Consider the following 17,476-nt stretch of genomic DNA (forward strand, 5'->3'; position numbering starts at 1 on the left):
AAAAATTGAATTGAAAAATGAATTTCAAATCATCAGATGTATTTAAAGGAGTAAAAGAACTTTACTCAGGAGCTTTAAATATATTTTCATCTGAATGAAAACCTGCAACACCGCCACTTACCGCAAATTTCATTGCAGAAGCCGCCGTCATCCCAACTACAGGTTTTATGTTTTTTTCTTCCGTTACAATTACCCATCCCGAAATTGCGTAAGAATGGGGCAAATAAACCGCAACATAATTATGTTTATCCACATCTGCCATTTCCTTCTGAGTAAGAAAACCAATTCTCCAGATTTCCGGATTTTCATTGGTTTTTACCCAAACAGGATCACTGAATTTCTTTTTATCTCCCACAAATGAAGACATTACATCTTTTGTTGGAGAATAAATATGTTTGATACCCGGAGTTTTCTCTAAAAGCCGGTCTACCGCATCTACAAAAAACCTTCCCACCACAAATTTGTTTCCCAGAAAACCCAGTAACGCCGTAACGAGTAGGGTGGATATAAAAACCAATCCGGGAATTACTTTGGCAACCGAAGGTATAATATTGTCTATCGAAGTAATTACAAAATAAATGACATAGATGGTAAGCCCGATGGGACCAATAATTAAAAGTCCCTGAAAAAAATTTTTCAGGAAAAGATTGGTCATGCTTTCAAACGTTGGTTTTTTCAACTGTTTATCCGTGTATGGTTTCTTTATTTCCGTAAGACTGAATGATTTTTGCTTCATATTCCAGCCATTCTTCCCATCTTTTATTCACCTGTTCAGGATCACCGAGCTGTCTCGCAAACCCTATAAATGTGGTATAATGATTGGCTTCAGAAATCATCAGCTCTTTATAAAATTCTCTAAGTTCGTCGTCTTTTATATTTTCGGTTAAAACTTTAAATCTCTCACAGCTTCTGGCTTCAATCATCGCAGCAAAAAGCATTTTATCAATAATTAAAGTATCTCTGTTTCCGCCTTTCTGAATAAAATTAACCAGTTCGTTTACATAATCGTCCTTTCTTGTGCGTCCGAAAGTGTAACCCCGTTTTTTTATAATCTCATGAACCTGATTAAAATGTTCTAATTCTTCCTGAGCAATTGCCAAAAGTTCGGTTACAATCTCTGGATATTCCGGAAGCATGGTAATAAGTCCGATAGCATTGGTAGCTGCTTTCTGCTCGCACCATGCGTGATCGGTTAAAATTTCCTGAAGATTTCCCTCTGCAATATTCGCCCACCTCGGATCGGTAGGAAGTTTTAGCTTAAACATGACTTTAAAAATTTCTGTAAATTTAAATAAAATAAATATTCTTTAGATAAGAATTTGCTTTTCGTTCCTATTTTATGAAGAATCATGGCATAATGTTAGATTATATTATACCAACACTAAAATCAAAAGAATGAACACATCATTATTCACAAAAAAATTGGAAAAATTTGCTTTTTTCATTTTTACACTTTTTTCAGGAGTTATTGCTTTCGCTCAGGAAACAGCTCCTAAAGTAGAAGTTACCACCACTACCACCAAAACCGAAGAATGGTACGCCAACCCAGTGTACATTATTATAGGAGCAATCCTCTTTATTATTTTGGTTGCCGTTCTTGTACGTGGCGGAAGATCGAGTAAAGATTAAAGATTTAGTCTAAAAAAAATTGATAACCGCCTCTTACTTTGTGGCGGTTTTTTTTCTTAAAAATTCCAAAACCTTCCAGCCAAAATCATCAAATTTCTTCAGACCAGCCGAAATGATAAACGCTAAAATGACATTCATTATATAAATAAGAATCATCAAAACCCACCAAGGCATCAATTCTTTCATGGGAACGACGAAGAAATAAACAAGCGAAGAGCTGATTCCCTGTCCGAAATAAAAGAAAATGGCATTTTTTCCAACGTAGGTTATAAAGTTTTCTTTGTTAATTTTAAGACGGTTATAAAACACAAAAAGTGTTGTAAGAGAAAATAAAGACCAAATGATATAAGGGATTTTTGGTGGAAATTTTTGCTTGTTGATTTTATAGAATATATCATTCCCAAAATACCAAAACATCCAAAGTAATGCTGCTGCAACCAAACCATAAAGTAGAGGAATCATTTTTGTAGGAATTGTTTTTCCTCTCATTTTATTGGCAACCAGAAAAACCGTCAGATAAAATGCAACGTAACCGACTTGTCCGTTCGGATAAATTTCAGGGGAAATATTGAAAAGCAATGTTAAACCGATACAAATTCCGATAAACCAATTAATATGTTTAGGGAAAAATCTTAGAATTAAAACTCCGAAAACAGTTAAAATATAATAGACTTTCAGATACCAGAAACTTCCCATTACTACGGGAAAAGTGTCTGCATTAGTGTATTCATGAAGATACCAGTTGCCTAAATTCTGCCATTGCGGAACAGTGGAAATGCTTGTTGCCGCATATTTTGATCCGAAAGTAGAATAAAACTTCTGAAGCCAATCTAGCGAGAAAAAAGTTAAACCGAAAATTTTAAAGAAATAATCTAAAAAGAAAAGTAGCGTTACAAAAAGCATGTAAGTGATCTGTAATTTCAGTAAACGGTAAAAGGTTTTTTCTATGTTTGAGCCAGAAGTAATTCCGCTTAGTGCATAGAAAAGTGCGACATCAAATACCAGTGAAAACACTCTGATTTCCGGAATAATATAAAACTGCCCAGACCAAAAAGCTGTATGGATAAAAATAATGGAAAGTGTGGCAAGTCCTTTGGCAAAATCGATGTAAAGATCTCTGTTCATCTAAATTTGGAATATTTCTCAAAAATACAAATAAAAGAGAATCGATTTAATTTCTATATTTGGAGAATTAATCAGGAACAATGAAATTTAATTTTTGCTCCCTTTTGGTGTTCTTCGCTTTTCTAAATCTTTCGGCGCAGGGAAACCGTTTTATTTACGAATATCAATTCAAAATAGATTCAACAAAAACAGACAGCCTCAAAAAAGAGTTTGTAAATCTGGATATTTTTCCTGAAAAATCTTATTTCTACGGTCAGGCAAAATTTGCAAGTGATTCTATTGCGAATAATTCTATTATTAAACAAAGAAAAATCAATCCAAACGAAATTAGTTATTCTACCAATATGGAAGATTGGAATGTCTCTTATTTAGTTGAAAAACCTTATCCTGTCACAAAAACGACTTGGTTTACTAAAATTGAGGAAACAAATCTTATTATCGAGGAAAATCCTATTTTGAAATGGAACATTCTCCCCGAAACACAAAAAATTGAAAATTATAATTGCCAGAAAGCAACTTTGAGTTTTGGAGGAAGAATTTGGGAAGCTTGGTTTTCTAAAGATTTACCTTTTCCAGATGGTCCTTACAAATTTCATGGTTTGCCGGGATTAATTGTAAAACTTCAGGACAAAACAAAATCTCATCAGTTTTTGCTGAAAGGAAATAGAAAGTTAACTGCAAACGACCATTCCTGGAACTATATTTGGGATTTGGAAAAAGAGGCAAAGCATGAGTTTAATGGCGTAAAAGTTACCCCAACTCAATATAAAAAATTGTATTTGTCCTATAAAAATGATCCTGCGAAAGATATTAAACTAGATCTTGCAGACCCTCATACAACAATGACCGTTACCACAGAAGGAGGGGCAAAACTTACAGATAAAGCAGAAATTATTAAGTATTTTGAGCAATCTATGGCAGAGAAATTCAAAACAAATAATAACCAGCTAGAATTAAACTTATACAAAAAATAGAAAAAATCTCAAAATCATATTGTTAGTGAATAAAAAATCCTTACATTTGCACCTCGAATTAACTAAAAATTTATAGACAATGTTTGCAATTGTAGAAATAGCAGGGCTTCAATACAAAGTTGAGCAAGACCAGAAGTTGTTTGTAAACCGTTTAAAAGGAGATAAAGGAGGAAAAGTATCTTTCGATAAAATTCTTCTTACTGTAAACGGAGCAATCACTGTAGGCGCCCCAGCTGTAAACGGAATCACTGTAGAGGCAGAGATCTTAGACCACGTAAAAGCTGATAAAGTAATCGTTTTCAAAAAGAAAAGAAGAAAAGGTTACGAAGTGAAAAACGGTCACAGACAATCTCTTACTCAGATCAAAATCACTGGTATTACAGGATTTGAAGGTAAGAAAGCTGAAAAACCAGCAAAGAAAACAACTAAAAAAGCTGACGCTGAAGCAACTGAAAGCGCAGAATAATTTAAACCAAAAAACCTTAAAATAAAATGGCACACAAGAAAGGAGTTGGTAGTTCCAAGAACGGTAGAGAATCTCACTCTAAAAGATTAGGTGTGAAGATTTTCGGAGGACAAGAAGCTATTGCCGGAAACATCATCATTAGACAAAGAGGTACACAACACCACCCAGGTGAAAACGTGGGTATAGGTAAAGACCACACTTTGTTTGCATTAGTAGACGGAAAAGTAGTTTTCAGAAAGAAAGCAAACAACAGATCTTTTGTATCTGTAGAACCGAACGCTTAATCCAGATCGGCGTTTTATACGAAAAAAACACTGAAAGCTTTGCTTTCAGTGTTTTTTTTATGGTAAAATAATCTATAAAGATTTTAATAAACATACATTCATAAAAAAGTCCAGAATTGCTTCCGGACTTTTTACTTTATGGCTGGTTGAAATTAGCCTCTTTTCTTTTCTTTCGATTTTACTTTCTTTACCTCATCTTTAATATAAGGATATTTTTTCTGCATATCAGAAACAAGTGTAGGATCTAAGTCTAGAGCTTTTTTAAGTGACTTCGTGCCTTTCTCCTTTTCATTTAAGTTGAAGAAGCAGTTGCTTAGCTGATAGAATAATTCTGCACGGTAATGGTATTTTATTGCGTTTTCTAAAATAGTTACCGCTTCTTCATATTCTCCTACCAACATCAAAACTTCAGAATAAGCATACCAATTGTAAAATCTGGACGGTTCTGCATCTACCAATTTTTTTAAACAGGTAAGACTTTCTTCAAACTTTCCGGCATCAATAAAGAGAAATGCAAGCCTTTTCTGATAATCGAGGTTATCGTCATTCAACAATGTAGCTTCTTTTGCAAAATGAAGAGCTTCCGGCATTCCACCCATTTCTTCATAAAGATAAGACTGCTCCATCATCGAAAGATAAAACTGCGGATCTTCTCTTAAAGATTTCTGAAAATAATTAAGTGCAATTATGGGCTGTTTTAAAGCTTTATAGCACAATCCTATTTTGTAATATGTAAATGCTTTGGTATATTCTAATTCCAGCATCTCTTCATACACAGAAATAGCTTTCTGATATTGGTTTAACGCTTCGTAACATGCTGCTTTACTGGCGTAAACTCCAACAGACCCGGAATTTATTGCCAACATATAATCGAAAGCTTTTATGGCTTCTTCGTAATTTTTACGGACAAAGTAATATTGCCCATATTCACTCCAAGCCATTTCAGAATAAGAGAACTCGTCTAAGTAATCATTCAGAAAAGCGATAGCTTCGTCACTCTTATTAAGATCATTAAAACAGATCATAATATTTTCTAAAGAGTAATCGTCCAAAGGATCTTCTTTAAGGGCTTGCTGATAGTATTTAAGTGCATTAAAAGGATCTCCAAGATTCACATACTCATCTGCAATAAAATTGTTGAGAAAGTTTTGCTCTTCCTCTAGTTCCAAAGCTTTTTTGCAGATTTCTATAGATTTTTTAGGATTTCCTAAATTTGAATAATACTTAGCATAACAAACCAGAAAATCTGTATTTTCCATAGATGAACCTTTAAGCTCATCTATCAGCTGTTTTGCTGTGTTAAAGTCTTCCCATTCCAAAAGTACTTCAAGTTTTTTAATCTTGATATCCAGAGAATTGGGATGAAGCTTAAGACCATAATTTACTGCCATATCGGCGTAATTGAAGTCTCCAAGCTCCAAATAATAAACAATAATGTCTTCTAGCTCTTCCGTATCAAAGTAGAATTCATCGTTGATTTCCATCATTTCTTCGAACTTTTTTACAAGTTCATTTCCAAAATATTCTTCCAATATAAATGAGTTTTAAGATTTAAGACCTGAGAGATGAGATATTCTAATCCCCGCTTCTGAAAATCTTAATGACTATAAATTTAATAATAATAATTTTTAAAATGATGAAATAGATTTTATTTTTTTTAAATCAAACTATTGATTTTGGCTATCATTTCATCACCTAACTGATCTGCTTCTTGCTGCGATTTAGCCTCCGTGTAGATTCTGATAATAGGTTCTGTATTCGATTTTCTCAAATGAACCCAATTGTTTTCGAAATCTATTTTTACACCATCAACAGTAGAAACCTCTTCATTTTGATATTCTTTTTCCACTTTAGTTAAAAGATCATCTACATTAATCTCGGGAGTAAGTTCAATTTTCTTTTTACCCATAAAATAGCTAGCGTATCCTGCTCTGAGCTCCGAAACAGTTTTATTTTCTTTTGCCAAATGTGTTAGAAATAATGCAACACCCACCAAAGAATCTCTTCCGTAATGAAGATCCGGATAAATAATTCCGCCATTTCCTTCGCCACCGATTACTGCATTCTTCTCTTTCATTAAGTTGACTACATTTACCTCTCCTACTGCACTGGCAAAATATTCTGAGTGATGCGCATGAGCCACATCTCTTAAAGCCCGGCTGGAAGAAAGGTTAGAAATTGCCACTCCTTTTTTGTTTTTCAGTAAATAATCTGCAACAGCAACCAAGGTGTATTCTTCCCCAAACATTTCTCCTTTTTCATCAATTAAAGCCAATCTGTCTACATCAGGATCTACCACAACTCCAAAATCTGCTTTTTCTTTTTTTACCAGTTCACAGATATCTCCCAAATGTTCTTTCAAAGGTTCCGGGTTGTGAGGAAACTGTCCGTTGGGTTCGCAATATAATTTTACAGTTTCGCATCCCAGTTTATCTAAAAGCATTGGTATCGCTATTCCTCCTGTAGAATTTACTGCATCCAGAACAATTTTATATTTTTTTGCTTTAATAGCTTCTACATCTACCATTGGCAAATCCAAAATCTTTTGAATATGAATATCAAAAGCATCTTCTCTTGTTTCGTATTTCCCTAAATCATCCACTTCAGCATAGTTGAAATCTTCACTTTCGGCTAAAGCTAAAACTTCTGCTCCATTTTCTCCACTAATAAATTCCCCTTTTTCGTTTAGAAGCTTCAAGGCGTTCCATTGTTTAGGATTGTGAGATGCGGTTAAAATAATTCCTCCATCTGCTTTCAGCTCGGGAACCATTACCTCAACAGTCGGTGTTGTAGATAATCCCAAATCTATCACATGAATTCCTAACCCTTGTAAGGTTGCGGTAACCAACGAATTAACCATAGAACCTGAAATTCTGGCATCTCGTCCGATAATAAGCGTTAAATCTTTTTTATTTTTATTATTCTGAAGCCATGTCCCAAAAGCGGAAGCAAATTTTACCACATCAAGCGGTGTTAAATTATCTCCTACTCTACCTCCAATTGTTCCGCGAATACCTGAAATACTTTTTATTAATGACATCGTAGTTTATTCTAATTTGATTGAATTAATTTTCTGCAAAGATACTCAAATACCCGCAATGTAAATGTTCACAAATCTTTTCTTTACATTTCCGTAATAATGATCTCATTTATACACATACAAGAAATATAACGCAATAAGAATGCATCCAATCTATACTTAGAAAAGGAATCGAATATAAAATTTAGAAAATCTCAGACAATAAAAATTATTTCAAGCTATTTTTTAAGCCGATTTTCATAACCTTTAGGTTAAGAACAACCACAATTCTTATTACAACTTGATCGTTTGGAAGTGAATTTTTTACTCGAAAAATTTTTACGGAGAATTCTGTAAAAAGAATAGCATGCGAAAATTACTATCAACGCAACTATTATATATTGAAAAACCATCGAATTATTCATTTTACTTTAACGTTTGATATACAATCATCGACACAAAATATGCCAAACCGGTCATCATAACCAACTGCAAAGCTGTCCATTTAAAACTTTTAGTTTCTTTGTACACTACAGCAATCGTAGATACGCACTGCATAGCAAATGCGTAAAATAAGAGAATAGAAATTCCTGTTGCAAAACTGAAAACTTTTTCTCCATTCGGTTTTACATCATGCCGCATTTTATCGATCACTTTTCCTTCAGGAACATCATCATCCAGACTGTATAAAGTAGACATAGTTCCTACAAAAACTTCCCGTGCTACAAAACTCGTAAGAATTCCTACTCCCATCTTCCAGTCGTATCCCAACGGTGCAATAGCGGGTTCTATAACCTTTCCCATTCTGGCAAGATAAGAATGATCTAATGAGACATCGGCTGAAACCCATTCTCCGGGTTTTTGTTTAGGTCCGAAATAGCTTAAAACCCAAACGATGATACTTACTACAAAAATAATCTTTCCTGCTCCGGTAATAAATTCCCAAACTTTCCCTAAAACCAATTTTAAATCGTTTCCGAACAAAGGTTTTTTATAAGTAGGAAGATCCATTACCAAATACGTTTTCTTTTCTTCTTTAATAAAATGCTTCAAAATAAACGCAGATAAAAGGGCAACAAAAAACCCTAACAAATACATTCCTAAAAGCACCAAAGCTTTATAATGAATCCCGAAAATCGTTTTATCTGAAATAATGAGTCCTATAATTATACTGTAAACAGGTAATCTTGCAGAACAAGTCATAAAAGGGGTTACCAAAATGGTAAGCAATCTTTCTTTAAGATTCTCTATATTTCTTGTCGAAATAACTGCAGGAATTGCACAAGCCGTTCCCGAAACGAGCGGAACAATACTTTTTCCGTTCAGACCGAAAGGGCGGAGAATTCTGTCCATTAAAAATATAACTCTCGACATATATCCGGAATCTTCCAGCAAATAAAGGAAGTACAATAAAATACCAATCTGCGGAGCAAAAACAATAATACCTCCTAATCCGGGAATAATCCCTTTGGAAACCAATGAATTGATTGGTCCTACCGGAAGATGTTCTGCCGATGTATCCGAAAGCCATCCAAAAAACTCATCAATTAAGTTCATAGGATATTCTGCGATAAAAAATACGCTCTGAAAAATAACCAAAAGCACCAGCAGAAAAAATAAATATCCAAAAACAGGATGTACAAGAAGTTTATCTAATTTATCTGTAAGAAGCTGCTTAAATTCAGGTTTTTTGGATATTACTTCATTCAAAACATCATCAATTTTCTGATATCTTCTTACCGTTTCCTGAACCTGTAATCTTTTAGGATTTAAACTTTTATCTTTTCTATTTTTGTTGAAAGTAACATCCAGCCAATCTTTATACTGATTTCCTGATAATTTTTCGTGATGTTCTGAAGGTATCTTGAACGATTGATTTTCTGCAGCGATAAAATCATCATTAAAAATAGCTTCTTTAATAATATCTATGCCTAAATGTTCTTTAGCATTGGTTTTAATAACCTTTACATTCAGTTTAGAAGAAAGTTGGTCTACATCGATATGAATTCCTCTTCTTTCTGCCTGATCAATCTGATTGAGAATTAAAATTGTGGGAACTCCCAAATCCTGAATCTGCTGAAAAAGGAGCAGTCCTCTTTTTACACTCAACGCCTCTAGAATATAGATGATCCCAGAATAATCCTGCTTATTTTCCAGCAAGAATTTAGATAAAATTGCTTCATCTTCTGAAGTGGGATAAATACTGTAAGATCCCGGTAGATCTATAATCTCTACTTCTTCGTTATTGAATGTGTATTTTCCGGAATGGCTCGAAACGGTGACTCCGGTATAGTTTCCGGTTTTTTGCTTTTTATTGGACAGAGCGTTGAAAAGTGTAGATTTCCCAACATTCGGGTTTCCAACTAAAAGTATTTTTTTGTGGCTATTTTCCTGCATCTATCAATTCTTCTACAATAATAAAATCTGCCTCTTCGGGGCGGAGTGCTATTCTGCTTTTTTCTTCACCAAATTCAACATACAAAGGTCCGTTGAAAGGAGCCTGATAAAGGATTTTGAAAACTGTATGAGGTAGAATTCCCATTTCTATAATTTTCACAGGCATATCCATTCCGTCATTATCATAACCGATAATTTCACCTAATGTATTTTTAGGAAAACTACTGAGGCTAAGTAAAGTGATGTCTTGCAAAATAAAAATTTTTGTAACTGCAAATATACGTTATTTAAATTTAATCTAAATAGCGAAACGACAAATAAATAAACCCAAATACTGTAATAGTATCTGGGTTTAATTAAAATATAATTTAGTTGAATAAGAATGTAGTATCTAAAGAGATTTATTTCTCTATTACTGCCGCAGAAGTTTTGTTGTAAGTTGCTTCTATAGGATTATCATTCGCATTATAGAAATCTTTATACATTTTCTCCTGTTTTTTTATAAGATCTCCTACTGTTCCATCTGTTCCTGGTACTGGTTGAGAAAGCATTGCCTGATTCATCATTGGTCTTACAGATGCAAAAGGATCTTTTTTAAAATCGCTGAACGTTTTTTCGAATTTTTCTCTTGTTAAATCTTTTGGTTTTCCTCCAGTAGCTTGTGCAAGCGTTTCCATGTAAGAAAATTCTTTATAATCATCTACTTTTTTATTACCCTGCAAGATCCAAGAGTAATTTTTTGCATCGTCTTCTATTTTCACAATTAACCCAGGAAGCCCCCAGAATTTATAAGGACCATCTGGAAAAGGCAAATCTGTAGAGAACCAAGCTGTCCATTTTCTGCCTCCAAAATCTGTAGTAGCTTTTTGGGTGTTATACTCTCCTATTTTTTGCTTTTCATTAGAAATTTTCCATTTGAATTTTAAATCTTCTGTATAAGCAATATTCACTGGTGTCATTCCGTTGGCAACTTTGTCGATATACTCTATTTTCATCCCCGGATAATATTTGTGAATTCTTGCAGAAAATTTCGGCGTTTTCAGGGACTTAGAAAGATCTTTATAAACACCAGCTTTCTGCATGGCTTCTATTTCTACTTTAGTAATAGAATCCTGAGAAATTACTGTATAATCCTGATAAACAGATCTGTCTTTATTTGTAATATCCAAAACGGTAATCACTTTATCCAGCTTAGTTGAGTCTTTTTTAGGCTTAAAAGTTAATTCATAAAAAAAACGGTTAGAACTTTCCTTTTCCTGGGCATTAGAGAAGGCAAATACAGCAACCATTAATAATGATAATATATTTTTCATAGGTCTGTTTTTAATTACGTTGTATTAATATCTTTTGAAGATTAGTATTGGTTTTTTAGAAATTGTTACAGTTTTTAAGTTTTTATTTTAAGAAAAAAACCAACCCTTTTCAGAGTTGGCTATAATATTTTATTTAAAGTTGAATTTTACAGAAAACATCACCTGACTTGGGCGAAGCTGCATGGTAGTTTGCGACACCGTTGCCAAATTCAGATCTATTCTTTCAAAAACTTTTCTGTTGGCAATATTCATCCATTTCAATTCAAAATCAATTTTTTTACTTGCCCAGCTAAACTGGTAAGACAAATCGTAGAAAGCATTCTTGTATTTTGTATCTCCGAAATTAGAATTGATCTGATCCCAGTAAAATCCTAACGTATGATTTTCCATTGGATAAAAGAATACACTCAAATTATGGTTGTAACTTTCTGTTTTATTGTTCTGAATTCCGTTTTCTTGCTTAGTCCAGCCTTTAGAAGCATTAAAATCTACACTCATCCAAGAAAAATAGGTGTTGTTGAATTTAAAACCTAAAGTATTTCCTACATTTTTGTTATCGATAAAATCATTATTTCTAAGTTGTTGCGATGTTGTGTTAGACTGGTTAAAAGTAACAGATGCATTTGTTTTGAATTTAGGGAAATATTTGCCAATCTCACCATACAAAGTATTGGTTTCACGGCTGTTTTCACTTTCAATATATTCGATAACACTGAAACCAGATGAATTAACTCTGCTAGACGCCAATAAGTTATTCTTAGAATTGCTCACTCTATACCCCGCATTAAAGAATAAATTATTCAATGGGTTTCTATACTCTAATCTACCTCCTGCACTTTTTGAAGTTGTCTGCGGAATAGGATTATTGGCATTCATCACATTAAAGCCTCCCGGACTTGTAAGAATATATCCCGCATAAGCCGTTTGAATATCTCCAAAATTATTACTGATATTTCCGCTTGCACTTGCTTTAAAGAACGATGCGAAACTGTACTGTACAAAAATATTAGGTGTAAAAGTAGTTTTGTTTAAAGATTTGTTTACGTTTCTAGTTGGATCTTCTGCTTTAATGCTGTTAAAATTTACAGGAATGTTCGAAAACAAGCTCCAAGCATCATTTTTATAATTAATTCCTACGGAAGCAGATGGAGTAATTTCTGTAAACTTCAGAGCGTTGTCATAGAGAGGACTGTTAAAATCCGGAGCTCCATTTACCCCTGTAGTTGTGCCATCAAAGTTTGTAGTGAGTTTGTCTGTTGAAAAATCTACACCCACTTGCGGAGTAAACGTCCATCCTTTTGTAGTAAAACTAATGTTGGCAGAATGAGATGTTTCTAAAGTTTTCATTCTGTAATTTTGAAGAGCTATACTTCCCGGAGCAAACGGAATTGTCGTTAATGACGAATTCTGAATAAAAGGAATTTTCAAGTATTCTGCAGGTGTAATCTGTAATGTTTGGTTATCATCCTGATAGTTAATATACGATTTTAAATTAACCATTTTTTCTTTCCAAGGAATGATGGTACTTAGCGAGTTTTGGAAAGAAGAAGTTGGAGACTGTACTGCCTGGTTTCCGTATCTGTTACCCGAAACATCCCATCTGTTGGCATCTGCTCTATCGGCATTCCAAAATTGAGAGAATGTTGTAACATTTTTAAAAAATCCTTTTTTAGCATTCTTTGTGAAAATTAATTCTCCCTTAAGCTTGTCTGTATAGAAATTATTTAAAAACTTATAACCATACTCTGTTTTTTGCTGAAAATCGGTTACGTAAGTCGTAGATTCTCTTTCAACAGCATTATTGGTATAATTGGCGTTGGTTTTTAGCTCCCACTCTTGTTTTTTATCGATATTGGTAAGGTAATTTGCAGACAAATAATGAACGTTATTAAATAAATATCTTCTTACCGGAAGATTAGGAACGCTTGCATTTTCTACACCCAACCAACTGTTCTGAGAGGCATTTCCTCTACGACCTTCCCAAGAACTTCCAAATCCTATAATATTTCCTTCATTTTCTACCTGTTCTCCCATGTTGTTGGTTTTGTAATTGAGCACCCATTGTTGTTTTTTGCTGAAAAACATAGGCGTGAGCTTTACATTCCATAGCCAAGGATCTCCAAAACCACTTCCAACTTCACCTCTACCGGTCATGGTAACCGATTTTTTAAGTTTAATATTAATAGCAGCTGCATCTGACGGTATTTTACCCTGAAGCATTTTTACAGGTTGGTGATTTTCCATTACTTCCACTTTAGCAACAGCATCTTTAGGAAGCGAGTTGCTAATGGTTCCATAACCACCTTCCATAAGATCTTTTCCTTCAACATAGAATTTATTAATGGCATTACCCTGATACATAATTGTACCATCTGCTTTTACTTCTATCCCCGGAATTTTCTTCATTACATCTGCTAAAGTACGGTCACTTTTGCTGTCGAATGCCTTAAGATCGTAGGCGATGGTATCCCCACGGGAAGTAATTATTTTGGTTTTCAGCTTTACTTCTTTAATTTCTGTAGCTTCCGGCTGTAATTTGAAACTGATATTCTGATTGCTGTTAGTGATCTGTTTAGTCTGCGGTCTTTGATTAAATGCCTTAACTTTTAAATCTACATTAGATTCAGATGAACTGAAAGTTACTTTATATTCACCTTTAGAATTGGTGATTCCATAAGCCAGAATAGCATCTTTTCCCGGCTCTTCTACCGTAACACTTGCACTTGGAATTGCTACTCCGTCTTCATCTGTAACTACACCGCTTACCGTTTTCTGTGCAAAGGTAATGATGGAGAAAAAAAACATCAGAAAAAGAGAAATTTTTATTTTCATATGTCGAGTTTTATTTATCTAAATTTTCTTGGTAAAAGAAGAATATATTTTACATTCTCTGGTAAAACAATTTTCTTCATATTGTAACTGGATGATTAGTTAATACAAAATCTGTTTTGTTACACAATACCGAGATTTATATTTTGAAGCAAAGCTAAGACAATATTTTATCACTACAAAAATAGTTATAATGAGATTTGATTTTTATAGCCCATTCGAACTCAACTTGAATTCGTTTCATAAAAATACAATCAACAAAAAACCACTACAAAATGCAGTGGCTTCACAATATTTAAAATTAAATTTTAATCTTTCTGCTGATTTCCTAAAAAAGCATCCCAACCCTGTGCCGTTAAAGCAACTAACTGGTTAGAGCCTCTTGCAATCATAAAGTTCCCGTCTTCTTTTTCAACGGCGTGACCGATAATTGTGAAATCCGGATGGTTTTTAATCTTATCAAAATCATTGGGCGAAATTGTGAACAGCAATTCATAATCTTCTCCGCCACTTAATGCCGCCATTACTGGGTTTAAATTAAATTCATCTGCTGTGGAAATCGTAAGATTATCCATCGGAATTTTTTCTTCATACAATCTGAAACCAACATTTGACTGATCCGAAAGGTGAAGGATTTCTGAAGCCAGGCCATCGGAAATATCAATCATAGACGTTGGTTTGATATCCAGCTGTTCCAAAATTCCTTTTACGTCTGTTCTTGCTTCCGGTTTCAATTGTCTTTCTAAAATATAATCATAACCTTCCATTTCAGGCTGCATATTGGGGTCAGCCAAAAAAACGGCGTGCTCTCTTTCCAGAATCTGAAGACCCATATAAGCTCCGCCTAAATCTCCTGTTACCACCAAAAGATCGTTGGGTTTTGCACCATTTCTTTTGACAATATTTTCATCGTTTTCTATTCCGATTGCCGTGATGCTCATTACCAAACCAGCGTTGGAACTCGTTGTATCTCCGCCAATTAAATCAACTTTATATCTAGCACATGCAGTCTGGATTCCGGCATAAATTTCTTCCAGAGCTTCTACCGGGAAACGGTTAGAAACGGCTAAAGAAACCAAAATCTGTGTGGGTGTGGCATTCATCGCGGCAATATCGCTGAGGTTCACCACAACGGCTTTATATCCCAAATGTTTTAAAGGAACATATCCTAAGTTGAAATGGACCCCTTCTGCCAAAACATCAGTAGTTAAGATAACTTTTTTATTTCCGGGATTTATAACCGCTGCATCATCTCCCACTCCAAGCTCCGAAGATTCATTGGATAATGGAAAAAATTCGGTTAAATGCTTAATTAAACCAAATTCTCCTAATTTTGAGATGGGCGTTAATTCTTGCTCTTTATCTTCAAACATACGTTAAATTATAAATGATGTTGGATAATTGATAAATGCTGAAAAAATCAATCATTATTTATCAATTATCATTTATTTATTAAAAATTGCCGGATCTATATTTTCCGGGCGGAAAGGGAGTTTTTTAAAATCTTCTCTTGTCATTAGGATGGTTTCGGCGGTTTTGTATTTGTTCATCGCTTCCACTACATCATCCGGCGGAGAAGTCATTTTTCTGAGCATCGTATCAATCCAAACCCCGGTTGCTTCAGATGTGGCACAGTGAGAACCATCGGGGAGATAAAATTTATGTACAAAACGGTAAATGGATGCGTCTTCTGCACAACCATCAATTTCAAGACTTACTATTACCTTTTGATCGGCAAAAATTTCTTTAAAGAAAGAAAATCTTTCGTGCATAATTACAGGACCAATGCCCCAACGGCTCATTTGGGTAACGCCCATTTTTTCTTTTTTCATAAACGCCATTCTGGTCTGTGCACAGTATTGCACGTAAGAAGAATTGGCAAGATGCTTATTGGCATCCAGATCGCTCCAGCGAACTTCGAATGTATGGTAAAAAGTCATTTTAAAAAAAATAGTTTAGTTTGAATTAAAAGAAAAGATCACAAATTCTTTATTAGAAAATCAACGTTATGTTTGTCATTCCGCAGGAATCTAAAAACAATAGCCTTTCTTCAACTGAGATTCCTACGGAATGACAAATTGAATGAATATGAAAGCTCTTGTGATTATTAATTTACTTTTAAAATTCAAAAATTATAATTCCCAAAATTACTCAAATAAGATGGTTTATAAAAATTGTAGTTTTGTAAAAATAATCTTCAGCATAAGATTAAATCATTATGAAACAAATTATCATTATCGGAGGAGGTGCTGCAGGATTTTTCTGTGCTGCCAATCTTGACGAAAAAAAATATAAAATCACCATTTTGGAGCAGAATTCTGACGTTCTTCAGAAAGTGAAAATTTCCGGAGGTGGTCGCTGCAATGTAACTCATGCCTGTTTTGATCCAAAAGAGCTGGTTCAGTTTTATCCTCGCGGAAACAAAGAACTGCTGAGTGTTTTCACCAAATTCCAGCCGGGAGATACGATGGATTGGTTCGAAAAACGAAAAGTATCGTTGAAAATAGAAAATGATAACAGAGTTTTCCCGGAAAGCAATTCTTCGCAAACCATTATCAATACTTTTCTGAATGAAATTCAGCAGAAAAAGGTTGAAGTGAAAACGAAATGTTCGGTTAAAGAGATTGAAAAAACGGATGAAAAATATTCGGTTAAAACCAGTTTAGGAGATTTTGAAGCAGATTTTGTGATTTATACCACAGGAAGTTCGCCAAAATCTTTAAAAATGATAGAGAATTTAGGTCATAAAATCGTTGATCTGGTTCCTTCTCTTTTTACTTTTAATATTAAAGATGATTTGCTGAAAGATTTGGCAGGAACAAGTTTCGAAATGGCAGAAACCTCCATTCCCAAACTGAAAACCGAAGAGAGCGGGCCGCTTTTGATTACGCATTGGGGACTTTCGGGACCTGCAATTTTAAAAATTTCTGCCTGGGAAGCCATTAATCTGGCAAAAGTAAAATACAACTTTGAAATTGAAGTTAATTTTATTTCCAAAGATTTTGATGATGCCGAAGAACTATTTCAGAATTTTAAACAATCGAATCCAAAGAAATCTATCGGACAGTCTAAAATATTTGAAGTAACCAATCGTTTTTGGCAGAGAATACTGGAAGTTTCAAAAGTCGATTTGAATAAACAAATTGCAAATATTTCAGGCAAAGAAATGCAAACGATTCTTGAAAATTTATGCAAAAAGAAATTTCAGGTTACCGGAAAATCTACTTTTAAGGATGAATTTGTAACCGCTGGAGGTGTTGATTTAAAGGAGATTAACTTTAAAAATATGTCTTCAAAATTGTTGCCTAATTTGTATATTGCCGGAGAAGTTTTAAATATTGATGCGGTAACCGGCGGATTTAATTTTCAGGCATGTTGGAGTGAAGCCTGGCTGATTGCACAGGATTTGAACCAATTATAAAAAGTTTATTTTCCGTAAG

15 protein-coding genes and 1 pseudogene are annotated in these 17,476 nt (G+C 34.1%); 5 read left to right on the plus strand and 11 right to left on the minus strand.

What is annotated here, in order from left to right; all coding sequences use genetic code 11:
* Positions 1-61: 61 nt before the first annotated feature.
* Positions 62-679, minus strand: a complete 618-nt coding sequence (locus MTP08_RS13935; protein ID WP_394803778.1) for a DUF502 domain-containing protein — start codon at positions 677-679, stop codon at positions 62-64.
* A 4-nt stretch (positions 680-683) separates the two neighbouring features.
* Entirely contained in the window at positions 684-1,265 is a 582-nt protein-coding gene (gene miaE / locus MTP08_RS13940; protein ID WP_243576459.1) for a tRNA-(ms[2]io[6]A)-hydroxylase, read from the minus strand.
* Positions 1,266-1,395: 130 nt separating this feature from the next.
* On the opposite strand from miaE, the gene MTP08_RS13945 reads away from it, so the two are divergent.
* On the plus strand, positions 1,396-1,629 hold the full coding sequence (locus MTP08_RS13945; RefSeq protein ID WP_243576460.1) for a hypothetical protein: 234 nt from the start codon (positions 1,396-1,398) through the stop codon (positions 1,627-1,629).
* A gap of 33 nt (positions 1,630-1,662) precedes the next feature.
* On the opposite strand, the gene MTP08_RS13950 is transcribed toward MTP08_RS13945, so the two are convergent.
* Positions 1,663-2,754 (minus strand): acyltransferase family protein, encoded by a 1,092-nt coding sequence (locus MTP08_RS13950; RefSeq protein ID WP_243576461.1) that lies wholly within the window; start codon positions 2,752-2,754, stop codon positions 1,663-1,665.
* Between the two features lie 80 nt (positions 2,755-2,834).
* On the opposite strand from MTP08_RS13950, the gene MTP08_RS13955 reads away from it, so the two are divergent.
* The 3 genes and pseudogenes from MTP08_RS13955 (at position 2,835) to rpmA (ending at position 4,478) form a co-directional block, all read left to right on the plus strand.
* Positions 2,835-3,728 carry a GLPGLI family protein gene (locus MTP08_RS13955; RefSeq protein ID WP_243576462.1) on the plus strand — a complete coding sequence of 298 codons (894 nt, stop codon included), beginning with the start codon at positions 2,835-2,837 and terminating at the stop codon, positions 3,726-3,728.
* Between the two features lie 79 nt (positions 3,729-3,807).
* Positions 3,808-4,167, plus strand: a pseudogene (gene rplU / locus MTP08_RS13960) (50S ribosomal protein L21); the annotation flags it as partial.
* Between the two features lie 53 nt (positions 4,168-4,220).
* On the plus strand, positions 4,221-4,478 hold the full coding sequence (rpmA, locus tag MTP08_RS13965) for a 50S ribosomal protein L27 (protein WP_111953703.1): 258 nt from the start codon (positions 4,221-4,223) through the stop codon (positions 4,476-4,478).
* A 152-nt stretch (positions 4,479-4,630) separates the two neighbouring features.
* Here the strand turns inward: rpmA and MTP08_RS13970 are convergent, their stop codons facing one another.
* From MTP08_RS13970 to MTP08_RS14005, 8 genes are all read right to left on the minus strand, one after another.
* Positions 4,631-6,010 carry a tetratricopeptide repeat protein gene (locus MTP08_RS13970; protein WP_243576463.1) on the minus strand — a complete coding sequence of 460 codons (1,380 nt, stop codon included), beginning with the start codon at positions 6,008-6,010 and terminating at the stop codon, positions 4,631-4,633.
* 125 nt (positions 6,011-6,135) lie between these two features.
* Positions 6,136-7,518: a phosphoglucosamine mutase gene (gene glmM / locus MTP08_RS13975; protein WP_243576464.1), complete on the minus strand. Its 1,383-nt coding sequence runs from the start codon at positions 7,516-7,518 to the stop codon at positions 6,136-6,138.
* A 405-nt stretch (positions 7,519-7,923) separates the two neighbouring features.
* Complete coding sequence (gene feoB / locus MTP08_RS13980; RefSeq protein ID WP_243576465.1) at positions 7,924-9,894, minus strand: ferrous iron transport protein B; 1,971 nt, start codon at positions 9,892-9,894, stop codon at positions 7,924-7,926.
* Positions 9,881-10,066, minus strand: a complete 186-nt coding sequence (locus tag MTP08_RS13985; RefSeq protein ID WP_243577764.1) for a FeoA family protein — start codon at positions 10,064-10,066, stop codon at positions 9,881-9,883. The genes feoB and MTP08_RS13985 overlap by 14 nt, the downstream gene beginning before the upstream one ends.
* A 229-nt stretch (positions 10,067-10,295) precedes the next feature.
* Positions 10,296-11,207, minus strand: a complete 912-nt coding sequence (locus MTP08_RS13990; protein ID WP_243576466.1) for a GLPGLI family protein — start codon at positions 11,205-11,207, stop codon at positions 10,296-10,298.
* A 129-nt stretch (positions 11,208-11,336) separates the two neighbouring features.
* Positions 11,337-14,039: a carboxypeptidase-like regulatory domain-containing protein gene (locus tag MTP08_RS13995; protein WP_243576467.1), complete on the minus strand. Its 2,703-nt coding sequence runs from the start codon at positions 14,037-14,039 to the stop codon at positions 11,337-11,339.
* 305 nt (positions 14,040-14,344) lie between these two features.
* Positions 14,345-15,409, minus strand: a complete 1,065-nt coding sequence (gene thiL / locus MTP08_RS14000; RefSeq protein WP_243576468.1) for a thiamine-phosphate kinase — start codon at positions 15,407-15,409, stop codon at positions 14,345-14,347.
* A gap of 72 nt (positions 15,410-15,481) precedes the next feature.
* On the minus strand, positions 15,482-15,976 hold the full coding sequence (locus MTP08_RS14005) for an acyl-CoA thioesterase (RefSeq protein ID WP_209388730.1): 495 nt from the start codon (positions 15,974-15,976) through the stop codon (positions 15,482-15,484).
* Between the two features lie 278 nt (positions 15,977-16,254).
* On the opposite strand from MTP08_RS14005, the gene MTP08_RS14010 reads away from it, so the two are divergent.
* Positions 16,255-17,457 (plus strand): BaiN/RdsA family NAD(P)/FAD-dependent oxidoreductase, encoded by a 1,203-nt coding sequence (locus MTP08_RS14010; protein WP_243576469.1) that lies wholly within the window; start codon positions 16,255-16,257, stop codon positions 17,455-17,457.
* Positions 17,458-17,476: the final 19 nt, after the last annotated feature.

The sequence above is a fragment of the Chryseobacterium oryzae genome (assembly GCF_022811665.1).
In the GTDB taxonomy this organism is placed as follows: domain Bacteria; phylum Bacteroidota; class Bacteroidia; order Flavobacteriales; family Weeksellaceae; genus Chryseobacterium; species Chryseobacterium oryzae.